This window comes from Cytobacillus sp. Bac17, assembly GCF_024519925.1.
Classification (GTDB): Bacteria; Bacillota; Bacilli; order Bacillales; family Cytobacillaceae; genus Cytobacillus; species Cytobacillus pseudoceanisediminis.
The window spans coordinates 40715-56477 of record NZ_JALJRC010000028.1 but is presented as its reverse complement, the minus strand read 5'-3'; the positions used below and the strand labels follow the sequence as shown (position 1 = coordinate 56477).

Below are 15763 nucleotides of genomic sequence, written 5' to 3'. Positions count from 1 at the left end.
TGTCGATGCAGGCGATGCTTACTTTCGCTGCCATGAATTTGAAGAAAATGGCCAACTGGACTTGGCAAGGTCCAGAAATGGCCTAAATGATAACCTCGGAGAGGTCTGCAATTCTCTGTAATTACTTGAAGTCCTACAAAAAATCAAAAAAAGAGTTCGGAATGAGACTATTCCGAACTCTATTTGTCTACAAACTGAAACAGCCAAAAGGCTGTTTTTTATTTTCTCTTACGGCCGAGTCCCATGGCACTTTCCATTTTTTTAATCATTTTGTATGCAGCCTTATTCGCTTTTTCAGCTCCCTGATCAAGTACAAGATCAAGTTCTTCCGATTCCATTAGCGCATAATATTTATCCTGAATTGGCTTAATTGCTCCAACAACAACATCTGTCAGGCCGGCTTTAAAATCTCCATATCCTTTGCCTTCGTATTCTTTTTCGATTTCCGTAACAGTTTTCCCTGTAAGAATTGAGTAAATGGAAAGGAGATTGGATACTCCAGGTTTGTTTTCCTTATCATACTTAACAATGCCTTCAGAATCTGTTACAGCACTTTTTATTTTCTTTTCAATTTGTTTTGGATCATCTAATAATGATATAAATGACTTTTTATTGGGATCAGACTTGCTCATTTTCTTTAATGGATCCTGAAGAGACATAACCCTAGCGCCTGCTTTGGCGATTCTTACATCAGGAATGGTGAAGATATCGTTGTATTTCTTATTGAATCTTTCTGCAAGATCGCGAGTTAATTCCAGGTGCTGCTTTTGATCCTCTCCAACCGGAACCAAGTCAGTATTGTATAGAAGGATATCGGCAGCCATCAAAGGGGGATAGGTCAGCAGTCCTGCAGATACGGCATCTTTACCTTCTGATTTGTCTTTGAATTGGGTCATGCGTTCGAGCTCACCGATGTAAGAAACACATTGCATCATCCATCCTGCCTGAGCATGGGCCGGAACTTCCGACTGAATGAATAGGGTGGATTTCTCAGGATCAATCCCAACAGCCAAATATAGTGCAGCAAGGCTTCGGATGTTTTTTCTTAATTCCAGTCTGTCCTGGGGTACTGTTATTGCGTGCTGGTCAACAATGCAAAAATAGCAATTGTAGTCATTCTGCAGTTCAACAAATTGTTTCATGGCACCGATGTAATTCCCAAGGGTAATTGTACCGCTGGGCTGGATGCCGGAAAATATAGTTTTCATGTTTTTCCTCCTTTAATCGGCTTAAAAGATCATGAATTGACAGGCGGTGAAGGGAAATTTTTGTGCTATAAGCATAAAAAAGCATAAAAAAGAACCATTCATCCCTATAAAATAGGGACGAATGGTCCGCGTTGCCACCCTAATTACTCAAATACTGAGTCACTCTGCCCTATGCAGAATAATGCATAGGTCCCCGATAACGCAGGGAAGCGCCTGGAAAATTCAGAAGCTCAAAAGTCCATTCGATTTACCGGGCTGCCTGTTTGCACCTGCCACAGACTCTCTGTTAAACCCTCAGTAAATGTACTACTCTTTTTTCATTGCCGACTAGATAATTAATTTTTATTTGTATTATATAATAAGTTAAACTATCCGGATACAAAAATCAAGTTAATAAAGGGAAAAATAAAAGTAAGCGATAGCCTCTATTTCAAGGCTGCATTTGACAATATATGGGTGATGATTCCTATTAAAATAGCAAAAAATCTTAAAAAGAAAAATTTTTTTAAATCTCAAAAATTCTTAATTTATAAGACTTTTTGACGAAAAATGTCATACTCGATTGGATTGCATGTACAAAAAGCCACTTGCAATAAGTTTTTAAACTATTTATAATAAACGTAACAAACATAATCTTTACGTTTTTGTTACATTTACAACAAAACTATATCACTCCAGATAGCGAGAGTATGGTGCATAATGAGTAAGTTTATAGCTTACATCTTATAGATTACTCCTTTTAATCTGAATTACCAGAATATAAGGATAATCTATCTTTAAGAGAATATAAACTTGCTTTTTTTGTTGCCTTCTAAATAGTCTGCAAATTTTTTAAATTGAATTAACAGACTATTTGAGCAATATATCTGGGGCGCACAGTTGTGTTTTTTGTGAAAGGCAAGCGTAAGGATATTGTTTGAGGAAATTTAATAGGGGGTTATACCGTGAACAAAAGATTATCGATCTTTTTTAGCATGCTGCTTGTGCTAAGCATGTTCCTTGCTGCATGTAACGGCGGCGGAGACAATGCTAACGGCGGCGAAAAAGGCGGAGACGACGGCGGAAAGTCTGATGTACCGCAGGAGTTAAGAGTAAACATCAACACTGAACCACCATCATTAAATCCAGGACTTGCAGAAGATTCGACTTCTGGAACTGTACTTCGTAACGTGTTAGAAGGTCTTACTCGCATCAATCAAGATGGTAAGCCTGAAAAAGCAATGGCAGAAGACATTAAAGTTTCTGAAGACGGAAAAACTTATACATTCACAATTCGCGATGCGAAATGGTCAAATGGCGATCCTGTAATCGCTCAAGACTTTGAATATGCTTGGAAATGGGCATTAGATCCTGCCAACAACTCAACTTATGCATACCAGCTTTACTACCTTGAAGGCGCTGAAGCATTCAACACGGGCAAAGGTGAAAAGGATGCAGTTGGTGTTAAAGCTATCGATGAGAAAACACTAGAAGTTAAATTAGTAAATCCAACGCCATATTTTGAAGAATTAACAGCTTTCTATACTTATCTGCCAGTCAACAGCAAGATTGCTGAAGCCAACCCAGATTGGGCAACTGACGCTGGTGAAAATTTCACTACTAACGGTCCTTTCCATTTAGTTGAATGGGCTCACAGTGACAAGATCGTTCTTGAAAAGAGCGAAACATACTGGGATGCTGAAACAGTTAAGCTGGACAGCATTGAAATGATCATGATCAATGATCCTAATACTGAATTATCAATGTTTGACAACGGTGAACTAGATTGGGCTGGAGCTCCAACAGGTGCCCTTCCAACTGACGCTATGCAGGCTCTTAAAGACGAAGGCCGCTTAGTTACTCAGCCAATCGCAGGTATTTACAATTACAAGTTTAATACAACTGTAGAACCATTTAATAATGTCAATATCCGTAAGGCTTTTGCACATGCTCTCAACCGTCAGGAGCTTATTGATAACATCCTTCAGGGTGAACAGCTTCCTGCAATGGCAATTGTTCCACCTTCAATGTTTGAAGAAAACGAAAAGGGTTATTTCCCTGATAACGATGTAGAAAAAGCTAAAGAATATTTACAAAAAGGTCTTGAAGAGCTTGGATTGAAAGATGCTTCTGAACTACCAGCAGTAACTCTTTCTTACAATACTTCAGAGGCACACCAAAAGATTGCTCAGGCAATCCAGGATATGTGGAAGCAGAACCTTGGCGTAGAAGTAACACTTGATAACGCTGAGTGGAATGTATTCCTTGATAATGTAAACCAAATGGATTACCAGGTAGCGCGTATGGGCTGGTTGGGTGACTTTAACGATGCAATCAACTTCTTAGAAATGTACCGTGACGCTGATGGCGGTAACAACAATACTGGATGGGAAAGCAAAGAGTTCCAGGATCTGCTTGCTAAATCTGCAACAGAAACTGACCCTGAAGCTCGCCAGCAGTTATTGAAGGATGCTGAAGCAATCTTCATGGAAGATATGCCAGTAGCTCCAATCTATTTCTATACTAACAACTGGGTACAGGCTGAGAACCTTAAAGATGTTGCAGTATCCGGTCTAGGTGATGTCCAATATAAGTGGGCATACTTCGAATAAACATAGCTAAACTTTACGAAAGGTATATGGGATGCTCAATCCCATATACCTTCGTTTCTGATTAAGGCATTGTAATAAATTGGAGGTGTTTGACAATGGCGAAATATATTGGAAAACGCTTGGTGTACATGCTTCTGTCTCTTTGGATGATTGTTACAGCAACGTTTTTCTTCATGCGCATTGCACCCGGAAACCCTTTTGCATCTGAGAAAAAACTTCCTCCCGAAATTGAAGCAAACCTGAATGCCCACTTTGGGCTGGACAAGCCATGGTATGCACAGTATTGGGAGTATCTCGTTCGAATTGTCAACTGGGATTTTGGACCATCATTTAAATATAAAAGCCAAACTGTAAACGACCTGATTAATGAAGGTTTCCCTGTTTCATTTCTTCTCGGAATGGAAGCCATTTTTATCGCCGTTGCAGTAGGAGTTCTATTAGGAATCATTGCGGCATTAAAACACAATAGATGGCCGGATTACACAGCGATGATTGTTGCTGTATTAGGTATCTCTGTTCCTTCCTTTATCATGGCATCATTCCTGCAATATTTCCTGGCAATAAAAATGGGTATTTTCCCTGTAGCACGATGGGAATCATTTATGCACAGCGTTCTTCCAGCCGTTGCACTGGCTTCCACACCGATGGCATTTATAGCCCGGTTAACTCGTTCCAGCATGCTTGAAGTTCTGGCGAATGATTATATTAAGACTGCTAAATCAAAAGGTTTAAGCAGGGGAGTAATTACAGTAAAACATACGATCCGTAATGCACTATTGCCTGTTGTAACTTATATGGGACCATTAACGGCAGGTATTTTAACTGGAAGTTTCGTTATTGAAAGAATCTTCGGTATTCCTGGACTTGGTGCACACTTTGTAACAAGTATCAACAATCGTGACTATACGGTAATTATGGGTGTAACAGTTTTCTACAGTATTCTGTTGCTTGTATCTATTCTCCTTGTTGACATTGCATACGGAATCATCGACCCACGCATCAAACTTGCTGGCGGGAAGAAAGGAGAGTAATTATGCAGATTTCGAAAGATAAGTTCAAATTAGTCGGAACACAGCTTGGTGAAGCTGAAAAAATTTCAAAACCCAGTCTTTCTTTCTGGAAAGATGTATTTATTCGATTTCGAAAAAACAAGCTTGCCCTGTTTGGATTAGTATTATTAGGACTGCTAATCTTCATGGCAATCTTTGGACCATATATGACTCCATATGATTATGCATCAAATGATCTGAGCAACAAGAACCAGCCGCCTTCTTCTGAACATTGGTTTGGTACAGATGATCTTGGCCGTGATGTATTTGCCCGTACATGGGAAGGTGCACGAATTTCCATCTTCATTGGAGTTGCTGCAGCTGTAATTGATTTAATTATTGGTGTGCTTTGGGGCGGTATTGCCGGTTATAAGGGCGGACGCACAGACGAGGGTATGATGCGCTTTGCCGATATTTTATATGGTGTACCGTACTTATTATTAGTAATCTTGTTAATGGTTGTGCTTGGACAGGGATTGTCTACTATGATCATTGCAATGTCTATTACAGGATGGATCAATATGTCCCGTATTGTACGCGGTCAGGTGTTATCTCTTAAAAATCAGGAATATGTACTGGCAGCCAAAACACTTGGTGCAAATACAAGCAGAATTATGGGCAAACACTTAATTCCAAATTCAATGGGACCTATACTAGTCACAATGACGCTAACGATCCCTTCTGCTATTTTTACTGAAGCATTCTTAAGCTTTATTGGACTTGGTTTAACACCGCCTATAGCGAGCTGGGGAACAATGGCCAATGATGGATTGCCGGCTATGCGTTACTACCCATGGCGCTTATTCTTCCCTGCTACGTTTATCTGTTTAACGATTTTTGCTTTTAACGTAGTTGGCGATGGCCTGCGTGATGCACTAGATCCAAGAATGCGTAAATAAAGGAGTGAGAACATGGAAAAATTACTTGAAGTAAAAAATTTAGAAGTCTCATTCCAAACATATGGAGGTACAGTAAAAGCAGTCCGGGGAGTCAGCTTTGACCTTCATAAGGGAGAGACGCTTGCGATTGTTGGTGAATCAGGTTCAGGCAAAAGTGTTACTTCCCAGTCTATTATGAAGTTAATACCTATGCCGCCAGGCCGAATTTCAGGCGGGCAAATCCTGTTAAATGGTGAAGACATCGTACCAAAAACAGAAAAACAAATGGAAAAAATCCGCGGCAAGGAAATCAGTATGATTTTCCAGGATCCGATGACGTCATTGAATCCAACGATGAGAGTTGGAAATCAGATAATGGAAGTGCTGATTAAACATCAAAATATGACGAAGACTGATGGCAAAAACAGAGCAATTGAATTACTGAGACTTGTTGGTATTCCGATGCCTGAGAAAAGAGTTAATCAATATCCTCATGAATTCTCCGGCGGTATGAGACAGCGTGCAATGATTGCGATTGCTCTTGCAGCCAATCCAAAGCTGCTTATCGCTGATGAGCCGACAACAGCTCTTGACGTTACTATTCAGGCGCAAATCCTGGAGCTTATGAAAGATCTTCAAAATAAAATGGATACATCCATTATCTTTATCACGCACGACCTGGGTGTTGTTGCAAATGTTGCGGACCGTGTAGCTGTAATGTATGCTGGCCAGATTGTTGAAATGGGCACTGTGGATGAAATTTTCTATGACCCTCGTCATCCTTATACATGGGGATTGCTGGCATCAATGCCAAGCTTAGAAAATGATGATAAAGCTGAATTAGCTGCGATACCTGGAACTCCTCCGGATCTGACAAATCCACCAAAGGGAGACGCATTTGCCGCCAGAAATCAATATGCACTTGCAATTGACTTTGAAGAAGAGCCGCCGATGTTCCAGATTTCAGAAACACATTTTGCAAAAACCTGGCTTCTTCACCCGGATGCTCCACAGGTTGAGCCGCCGGAAGCAGTAAAAAGACGTATGCGCCAATTATCCTCCACATTTGAAAAGCCTGTATTAGTGAAGGAGGGAAAATAATATGGCAGAAAAATTGCTTGAAATTAAAAATTTAAAACAGCATTTTAATGTAGGCCGTCCCAATATGGTGAAAGCAGTTGATGGAATTACTTTTGATATTTATAAGGGAGAGACCCTTGGACTTGTAGGTGAGTCTGGCTGCGGTAAATCAACTACTGGTCGAACCATTATCAGGTTATACGATGCAACAGACGGTCAAGTTCTTTTTGAAGGTGAAGATGTTCATGGTAAAAAGTCTGCAAAAGAACTAAAAAAGTTTAACCGGAAAATGCAAATGATTTTCCAGGATCCTTATGCTTCCTTAAATCCGCGTATGACTGTTGCCGATATTATTGCTGAAGGCATCGATATTCACGGTTTGGCAAAGAGCAAAAAGGAACGTATGGAGCGGGTTTATGAGCTTTTGGAAACAGTTGGTCTGAACAAAGAGCATGCTAACCGTTACCCTCATGAATTCTCTGGCGGACAGAGACAGCGTATCGGGATTGCCCGCGCGCTTGCGGTTGACCCTGATTTCATTATTGCCGATGAGCCAATTTCTGCATTGGACGTTTCTATCCAGGCTCAGGTAGTAAACCTTATGAAAAAACTGCAGCGTGAAAAAGGATTGACATACTTGTTTATCGCTCATGACTTATCGATGGTTAAGTACATCAGTGATCGTATTGGTGTAATGTATTTCGGTAAACTGGTAGAGCTTGCGCCAGCAGAAGATTTATATAAAAACCCGATGCACCCTTACACTCAATCACTGCTGTCAGCTATTCCGCTTCCTGATCCGGAAACGGAACGTTCCCGCAGAAGAAAATCATATGATACAGCAGTTCACAATTATGCTGACAATGAAAAGCTGGAAATGCGTGAAATTACTCCGGGACATTTTGTTTACTGTTCTGAAAAAGAGTATAACGAATTAAAAGCTCAATATGCCAAATAACAAAAAACGATCTCAACTGAGATCGTTTTTTACATCCTGGAAAAGTCAGTGTTTGCTAAACTTATGTTAATCCTTTTTTTTAGTAAAAAGGAGTTACCAAGATGTAAATGGCTCAGTCATATATGTAGATATTGGAAATATCTCTTTAACACGTTTATTCGCTAACGTAAGCTTTAGTATATAATACAACATTTTCTAGAATATTACTATTAGAATTTTCGATTATTTATATTTTTCCGTCAATTCATTTAACTATACTGTATTTTAATATTTTTTAAATATTATTGGTTTAAAGAACAGTTATTAAGATAATTTAGTATATAGATAGTTCTTAATTCATTGAAATAATTTTATAATGGGTAACAACAAGCAGAACTTAAATAAAGGGGGCATCACACATTTGAAAAAGCCAGTACATTTAGCTGCTGCCTTAATGTTAGTATCAGGTCTATTCATTTCTGCCCAGCCGGGGGAGGCAAAAGAACAGGAACACCAGGAACCAGGCCGAAACCCGCAAAGGGAACATGTTTCGCTTGTAAAGGCATTGCCAGAAAAAATAAGCCGATTCCAATTTGATTCCGGCTATCATTTTCAATATCCTGATGCTGTTAGGGGGATATATGTCACCGGACATTCTGCAGGCGGCACAAAGTTTAATACCTTGGTGAAATTGATGGAAGATACCGATTTGAATGCGATGGTAATCGATATTAAGGATGATTGGGGAAATCTTACTTATATTCCTGAAGACAGTTCACCATATAAAGAGATTGGAAAACCTTACATAAAGGATACAAAAAAAATCATGAAAGTCATGGAAGAGAAGCAAATTTATCCGATTGCCCGGGTAGTTGTTTTCAAAGATTCTGTCCTTGCAAATAAAAAGCCGGAATGGTCTTATAAAGAAGGAAATACAGTATGGAAGAATGGCAGAGGTGAATCATTTGTAAATCCATTTTTAAAAGAAGTTTGGGATTACAATGTGGGAATTGCAATTGAAGCTGCAAAAATGGGATTTCAGGAAATTCAATTTGATTATGTCCGGTTTCCTGAAGGCTTTGAACACCGCGACAGCTCTTTGAAATACAGTATGGGTGAATATGAAGATCTTAAGATTGAAAATGTTCAAAAGCGTGTAAGCGCGGTTACAGACTTTGTTGAGTATGCAAGGAAGCAGCTTGAGCCATATGGAGTAAAGGTATCAGTTGATATTTTTGGTTACACGGCTACCCTTCCTGAAGCTCCGGGAATTGGTCAGAATTTTTCTAAAATCTCAGAACATGTAGACGTAATTTCTTCTATGATTTATCCAAGCCACTGGACTTCCTATTTCGGAATTGCCAAACCAGATCTGGAACCTTATAAGCTGGTTTCTGAATATGCAAAACTTGAGAATAGGAAGTTGGAAGAGTTGGATAGTCCACCTGTTTCAAGACCGTGGCTGCAGGATTTTACTGCTTCATATTTAGGAGCCGGAAATTATAAGAAGTATGGAAGGGCCGAGGTTGAAGCTCAAATAAAGGCACTGAACGAACAGGGAATTAATGAATTCCTTTTATGGAATGCGGGTAATTCGTATACACCAAAAGTGGATTATACACCATAAAAGCCAGAAAGAGGCCGATTTTTTTGGCCTCCTTCTGGCTTTGTTTATCAATTAATTAAGTTACATATCATTTGACACCATTCTTGAATACGGTATCATAGTATAGAGGCATAGGTTACCGCTTTTTCTTTCCGCCTACGCTTTTCCATCCAGTCTGCACCCTTGCAGATTGATCCACGAATTCGGATTTATTTTTACCGCCAAATACCTTTTCTCCAATACCATTAGTTAGTACACCTAATAAGGCAGTAAATCCAATTATGAGCAGCGCAACAATTGTTAAATCAGTTATGTAACCAACCATGATAAACCTCCATCTTTCTTTTCACAGTTTCCTGTGATTAGTGTATAAACATCCCTAATCTTATTTTATTCGAAATTTTCCAGTATTAAAAGGGGTAATTCCACAAATACTTTATCTGATTGGAAATAGTATATAAGGCTTAAACTTAGAAGTGAGTGGAAAAGAAAGCTGGGAGCTTATCATGCTGGAATAAATATTCATGCTCTATTAACGGTTTATCGTTTGTGAGCAAAAAAAGGAGAAGATCCATGCATTGGTATGAAAAACTGAATCAATATTTCCCTATTGAAGAAATGAAATCCAGAGAACACATGGAAACCTTATTAAAGGAACGGTCAGACATTTATCATAAAGACGAAGGTCCATACCATGTTCTTATGTATGTGGAACTGGATAACTTTGTGTTTATTGATTATCTGTTTGTTTCGAAGGAATCCAGAGGACAGGGACTTGGCCATAAATTACTTCAAAAGCTGAAGGATAAAGGCAAGCCGATCATTTTGGAAGTTGAGCCGGTTGATTATGAAGACACGGATACAGAAAAGCGCCTTCGGTTCTATAAAAGGGAAGGGTTTGAGCATGCGCAATCAATTGGATACAGCCGCCGGTCTCTTGCAACCAATGAAATCAATTCAATGGAAATTCTATATTGGTCTCCTGAGAATGAAAGTGAAGAAATGATTTATGAAGCCATGAAGAAAACATATGAAATGATACACACATACAGAGATGCACATTTCTATGGGAAGTCCTATCAGCCTGTAGAAGAGGTCCTGACCTTTGAGGAAAATAAAAATGGGACGGATGTATTGGAGGATCTTTAAGAATTGGGAAAACACAGCCATTTTTGTAAATGGCTGTGTTTTCATTTTCATTTATTAATTGAGAAAATAATATTATCTATTTTAGGTTTAATCAAAATTCATATGGGTAAATATAGAATAATTTAGTATAAATAAAAGAATTTAATACATAAAATTCCCTTGAGCTAAATGCTTAAGAAACTTTATGGAAGAAATTATAGCAAAAATAATATAAAAAAATGAAACTTTTTGCTTGTTCATTCGTCTTATTAAGTAGATTCTAATTCTTAATCCATTTGTTTAATAAATGTTTAATACTTTTATCATATTTATAAAAAGTTATACCAAATAGATATTGTTTGGTGTATAATAAATAATATAAATTCCTTGATTAAAGTAATTTTAATCTAGAAGACTCTAGAAATATTTGATTAAACAAATATAAATCTCAGATTGTTTCATATATGTCTAATTTAAGGAGTGTGAATTTGTAAAATGGTCACATTATACACTTCACCAAGTTGTACATCTTGCAGGAAAGCTAAGTCATGGTTAGAAGAACATGAGATTGCCTATAAAGAAAGAAATATCTTTTCAGAACCGCTATCAATTGATGAAATTAAAGAAATTCTGCGCATGACTGAAGATGGAACCGATGAAATTATTTCTACTCGCTCAAAGACATTTCAAAAGCTTGATGTAAACCTTGAATCAATGCCTCTCCAAGACTTATTTGAGTTGATCAAGGAAAACCCTGGGCTGCTTCGCCGTCCGATCATTCTTGATGAAAAACGTTTGCAGGTTGGATATAATGAAGACGAAATAAGACGTTTCCTTCCAAGAAAAGTTCGGACCTACCAGTTGCGAGAAGCACAGCGCATGGTTAACTAAAACTGGTTTGATTTAAAACTGAACATTAGCTCAAGACCAGATTGTTAATGAACAAACTCACTCAATTATACTTATAATTAAGAGGCCTTCTTTCTGTTAACAGAAGAAGGTCTTTTTGTCTGTTATGTGAAAAAGAACAAGGAAAATGGATATAATAAGAGAATATATAGTTACAGTCAGATTAGATAAGAATGAAACCTTGCGACAATATAGGCATTTAACGGTTTTTCTAAACATACGACTTTTTAATTCCCTTTATGCTCAATTTGTCATAAAATAAAAGTACAAGGTACAAAATACAGTTTACCTTCAATTAAATCGGGGATTAACCAATTGGTTTACGGGTAAATGGATAACACATGACTGCTGGGGGTATTTAGTCCCTTCAATCATAGCCAGAAGGGAGAGTTGCTGCATGGAAATCGAACGTATTAATGATCATACAGTTAAATTTTATATTTCTTATCTTGATATAGAAGAAAGAGGCTTTGACCGTGAAGAGATTTGGTACAATCGTGAGCGGAGTGAGGAACTCTTTTGGGAAATGATGGATGAAGTCCATCAGGAGGAAGAATTTCTTGTTGAAGGACCTTTATGGATTCAGGTTCAGGCATTGGATAAGGGTCTGGAGGTTCTTGTAACAAAGGCCCAGCTTTCAAAGGATGGTCAGAAGTTTGAACTTCCTGTCCCGGATGAAAAAGTGAAAGATTTGCCTGTGGATGAACATATTGAGGAAATGCTCGATCATCATTTCCGTAAATCCGATGAAGATGAGCCTGGATATGAAGGCGATCTTGAGTTCTTATTATCATTTAAAGATTTTGAAGACGTTATTTCATTATCAAAGCGGTCAATTCTTGATTCCATTACTACAAAGTTATATTCCTTTGAGGGGAAGTATTATTTATTCGCAGAGTTCCCTGAAGAGCTTTTTGAAGAGGATGACATAGATAATATGCTAAGCATTCTTCTGGAGTACGGGCACGAAACGAGCACAACTATTCACCGTGTAATGGAGTACGGTAAATTGATTATAGAAAATGATGTTTTTGAAAATCTTAGAAAACACTTTAAATAGTAAAGCAAAGCCGATTTCATTTTTGAAATCGGCTTTAATTTGTTTAAGCGTTCGTGTCTGACACTGTTTTATTGCAGCGATGAACATAGGCATTTGGCTGCACAAAAAATCTCAAAAAGAATTTCAGTGTTATAAAGGAATTTAGCAATTTAATAAAGAACATTTAGCATAGAAAGGAGATGATCATTTGTTAGTTGCTGCAACAGAGAAAGGGATTCAAATAAGTCTTTTAGGTTCACAGAGTATCCCGGATTTACAACAGTATAGGGAAAAGCACACTTTTTTTTGCCCAGAATGCAAAGAGGAAGTAATTATGAAGATCGGTAATAAGAGAATCCCGCATTTTAGCCACAAAAAGGGTTCTGAATGTCCAGAAAGCTATGAAAGGGAGTCTGAATACCATATTTCTGGAAAGCTGCTTTTGTTTCAATGGCTAAAGAAAAAAGGGTTAGATCCAATTCTGGAGCCATACTATCCGGACATTTGCCAGCGGCCAGATATAGGTGTCCATTATGAAGGTGTAAATTATGCTCTTGAATATCAATGTTCAATCATCTCAGAGGAGTTATTTAAAAAACGGTCAGAAGCATATTTTCAGTCAGGTATAGTTCCAATATGGATACTTGCAGGAAAAAATATTAAGCGCATTGGGAAAACAAAAATTTCTTTATCTGGCTTCCAGTACTTTTTTCTTCGGCAAACCCCTTCTGGCAAATGGGTAATCCCTTCATTTTGCCCCAATACAAAGTCCTTTATCAATGTCAGCCAAATCCATCCCCTAACTGTCAGAAATGCCTATGCGCATTACGATGTGAAAACAATCTTCCATACTGATCCAGATTTTTTATTTGATCCGTATTTTAAAAATGAATTTAACATAAGTGAATGGAAAAAGGAAATTCGAAAAGTAAAGAATTTCCTGGCTCAAAGCAGCAGTGCTTATAAAAATATCTTTCTTCAGGATTTATACTCCCGCTCAATTGCTCCTGCTTCACTCCCACCTGAAATCGGCCTTCCTGTCCGTCATTCTCCTTTTATAGAGACGCCGCCCATACAGTGGCAAACATACTTGTACATGGATGTCATCGGCAAAGAAAGACCTTTTTCTCATGATCGGATGGTTGCAGCCTTTCGCAATAGGGTAAAGAATAATGATATTAGGGTCAGGTCTATTCCACTCATTCAAACCGGATCCGAAGTCTTGGCAGTTAAAGAATATCTGGATATCCTTATTAACCTCAACATTGTTAAACAGACAGGAAACGGTCTATATAAAAGAACTGCGTCATGTGGAGAGCCTGATAATTGCTTCTGTCTTCTCCAAAGAGAGGAGGATTTTTATAGGAGTATCACGCAAAGCACTTTGCAGGTCAATTAATGAAAATGATCTATTTAACATAAAATAATCTAAGATTTGCACATTCGCTATTTGAAAAGAAGGAATTTGTTTCTTGAAAGAGAAGATAGTGTAATGGGACTTTTGAATGGAGGATGAATGAATGGCTAATGAGACTACTGTGAAGAAACTGCCGGCAAGGAATGAGATTTCACCAGAAGATACCTGGCGTTTGGAGGATATTTTTCCTTCTGATGAAGATTGGGACAAGGAATATAATGAAGTGCAAAAGCTAATCCCTAATGCAGGCAAGTATCAAGGCAGGCTTGGGGAAAGTGCTGAAACATTATATGAAGCGCTGCAGTTTCAGGATCATATACTCTCGCGCCTTGGGAAGCTTTATACATATGCCCATATGCGTTATGACCAGGATACAACAAACTCATTTTATCAGAGCATGGATGACAAAATTAAAAATTTATATTCAGAAGCTGCAAGTGTTCTCGCGTATATTGTTCCTGAATTGCTTGCTGAGGATGAAGCGAAGATTGCAGGTTTTTTAGAGGAAAAAACGGAGCTGCAATTATATAAGCACTCCCTTGAGGAAATTAATCTCCAAAGGCCTCATGTATTATCTGCTGAGCAGGAATCCCTCCTTGCCCAGGCTTCCGAGGTGCTTGGGGCTTCAAGCAATACATTTGGCATGCTGAATAATGCTGATTTGGAGTTTCCGTCCATTAAGGATGAAAATGGCGAAGATGTTGAAATTACTCATGGAAGATTCATCCGTTTTCTCGAAAGTGATGAGCAGCGTGTCCGTCATGATGCATTCAAAGCGGTATATGAGACTTATGGGAAGTTCCGCAATACTTTCGCAAGCACTCTAAGCGGAAATATTAAAAAGGATAATTTCAATGCAAAGATCCGCAATTATGAATCTGCAAGACATGCTGCTCTTGCTGCGAACAATATTCCTGAAAGTGTTTATGAAAATTTAGTCAATACCATTAACGATAACCTGCACTTACTTCACCGATATGTCAAACTCCGTAAAAAGGTTCTTGGGGTCGAGGAGCTTCATATGTATGATCTTTACACTCCTTTGGTGAAGGAAGTAAAAATGGAAATCCCATACAAAGAAGCAAAAGATCTAATCTTAAAAGGACTAAAGCCGCTTGGTGGGGACTACTTAAATATTCTAAAAGAGGGCTTTGAAAATCGCTGGGTAGATGTTCATGAGAATAAGGGCAAAAGAAGCGGTGCTTATTCATCGGGAACATATGGCACAAATCCATATATACTGATGAACTGGCAGGACAATGTAAACAATCTATTTACACTTGCTCACGAGTTTGGGCATTCTGTTCACAGCTATTACACAAGAAAATATCAGCCATATCCATATGGAAATTATTCAATTTTTGTTGCAGAGGTTGCATCCACATGTAATGAAGCCCTCTTAAATGATTATCTGCTCAAAACAATAGATGATGATAAGAAGCGTTTGTATCTTCTGAATCATTATCTTGAAGGCTTTAGGGGAACTGTTTTCCGCCAGACAATGTTTGCAGAGTTTGAACATCTCATCCATAAAAAGGCGCAAAACAATGAAGCTTTAACCGCAGATTCATTGACAAAAGAATATTATGAGCTCAATAAGAAGTATTTTGGGGAAGAAGACATCGTTATTGATGAAGAAATCGGCCTGGAATGGTCCAGAATCCCGCATTTCTACTATAATTATTATGTTTATCAGTATGCAACAGGCTTCAGTGCGGCAACTGCATTAAGCAAGCAAATTCTTCAGGAAGGTCAGCCTGCAGTTGACAGATACATTGAATTCCTGAAATCCGGCAGCTCAGATTATCCAATAGAGGTGCTTAAGAAAGCTGGTGTTGATATGACGAGCAGCAAGCCGATTGAAGATGCCTGCAAAGTATTTGAGGAAAAGCTTAACGAAATGGAAAGCTTGCTTTCTTAG

The 15763-nt window shown here is 38.3% G+C and carries 13 protein-coding genes and 1 other annotated feature; of the genes, 11 read left to right on the top strand and 2 right to left on the bottom strand.

The features are described 5' to 3' along the window. Window positions 1-218: 218 nt before the first annotated feature. Complete coding sequence (trpS, locus tag NR125_RS23580; RefSeq protein WP_256816217.1) at window positions 219-1208, bottom strand: tryptophan--tRNA ligase; 990 nt, start codon at window positions 1206-1208, stop codon at window positions 219-221. Window positions 1209-1318: 110 nt separating this feature from the next. Beyond that, window positions 1319-1538: a binding site (T-box leader), on the bottom strand. A 614-nt stretch (window positions 1539-2152) separates the two neighbouring features. On the opposite strand from trpS, the gene NR125_RS23575 reads away from it, so the two are divergent. From NR125_RS23575 to NR125_RS23550, 6 genes are all read left to right on the top strand, one after another. Further along, a complete protein-coding gene (locus tag NR125_RS23575; protein WP_071156841.1) occupies window positions 2153-3799 on the top strand; it encodes a peptide ABC transporter substrate-binding protein in 1647 nt (548 codons plus the stop codon). Window positions 3800-3894: 95 nt separating this feature from the next. Beyond that, entirely contained in the window at window positions 3895-4830 is a 936-nt protein-coding gene (locus tag NR125_RS23570) for an ABC transporter permease (RefSeq protein ID WP_009331211.1), read from the top strand. Next, on the top strand, window positions 4830-5747 hold the full coding sequence (locus NR125_RS23565; RefSeq protein WP_026041682.1) for an ABC transporter permease: 918 nt from the start codon (window positions 4830-4832) through the stop codon (window positions 5745-5747). The genes NR125_RS23570 and NR125_RS23565 overlap by 1 nt, the downstream gene beginning before the upstream one ends. 12 nt (window positions 5748-5759) lie before the next feature. Next, window positions 5760-6827 carry an ABC transporter ATP-binding protein gene (locus NR125_RS23560; protein WP_009331209.1) on the top strand — a complete coding sequence of 356 codons (1068 nt, stop codon included), beginning with the start codon at window positions 5760-5762 and terminating at the stop codon, window positions 6825-6827. Window position 6828: 1 nt separating this feature from the next. Then, window positions 6829-7764, top strand: a complete 936-nt coding sequence (locus NR125_RS23555) for an ABC transporter ATP-binding protein (protein WP_009331208.1) — start codon at window positions 6829-6831, stop codon at window positions 7762-7764. 400 nt (window positions 7765-8164) lie between these two features. Beyond that, a complete protein-coding gene (locus tag NR125_RS23550) occupies window positions 8165-9370 on the top strand; it encodes a putative glycoside hydrolase (RefSeq protein WP_217027893.1) in 1206 nt (401 codons plus the stop codon). Between the two features lie 115 nt (window positions 9371-9485). Here NR125_RS23550 and NR125_RS23545 read toward each other — a convergent pair whose 3' ends face one another. After that, entirely contained in the window at window positions 9486-9674 is a 189-nt protein-coding gene (locus NR125_RS23545) for a hypothetical protein (RefSeq protein ID WP_009331206.1), read from the bottom strand. Window positions 9675-9922: 248 nt separating this feature from the next. On the opposite strand from NR125_RS23545, the gene NR125_RS23540 reads away from it, so the two are divergent. The 5 genes from NR125_RS23540 (at window position 9923) to pepF (ending at window position 15763) form a co-directional block, all read left to right on the top strand. Further along, window positions 9923-10498, top strand: coding sequence for a GNAT family N-acetyltransferase (locus NR125_RS23540; protein ID WP_009331205.1), 576 nt, complete (start codon window positions 9923-9925; stop codon window positions 10496-10498). Between the two features lie 474 nt (window positions 10499-10972). After that, entirely contained in the window at window positions 10973-11368 is a 396-nt protein-coding gene (spxA, locus tag NR125_RS23535; RefSeq protein ID WP_009331204.1) for a transcriptional regulator SpxA, read from the top strand. Window positions 11369-11783: 415 nt separating this feature from the next. Next, window positions 11784-12446, top strand: a complete 663-nt coding sequence (gene mecA / locus NR125_RS23530; protein WP_009331203.1) for an adaptor protein MecA — start codon at window positions 11784-11786, stop codon at window positions 12444-12446. Window positions 12447-12633: 187 nt separating this feature from the next. Next, window positions 12634-13824, top strand: coding sequence for a competence protein CoiA (locus tag NR125_RS23525; RefSeq protein WP_071156845.1), 1191 nt, complete (start codon window positions 12634-12636; stop codon window positions 13822-13824). A gap of 121 nt (window positions 13825-13945) precedes the next feature. After that, the gene (gene pepF, locus NR125_RS23520) at window positions 13946-15763 is read left to right on the top strand and encodes an oligoendopeptidase F (protein WP_009331201.1); all 1818 of its coding nucleotides are present in this window, start codon (window positions 13946-13948) and stop codon (window positions 15761-15763) included.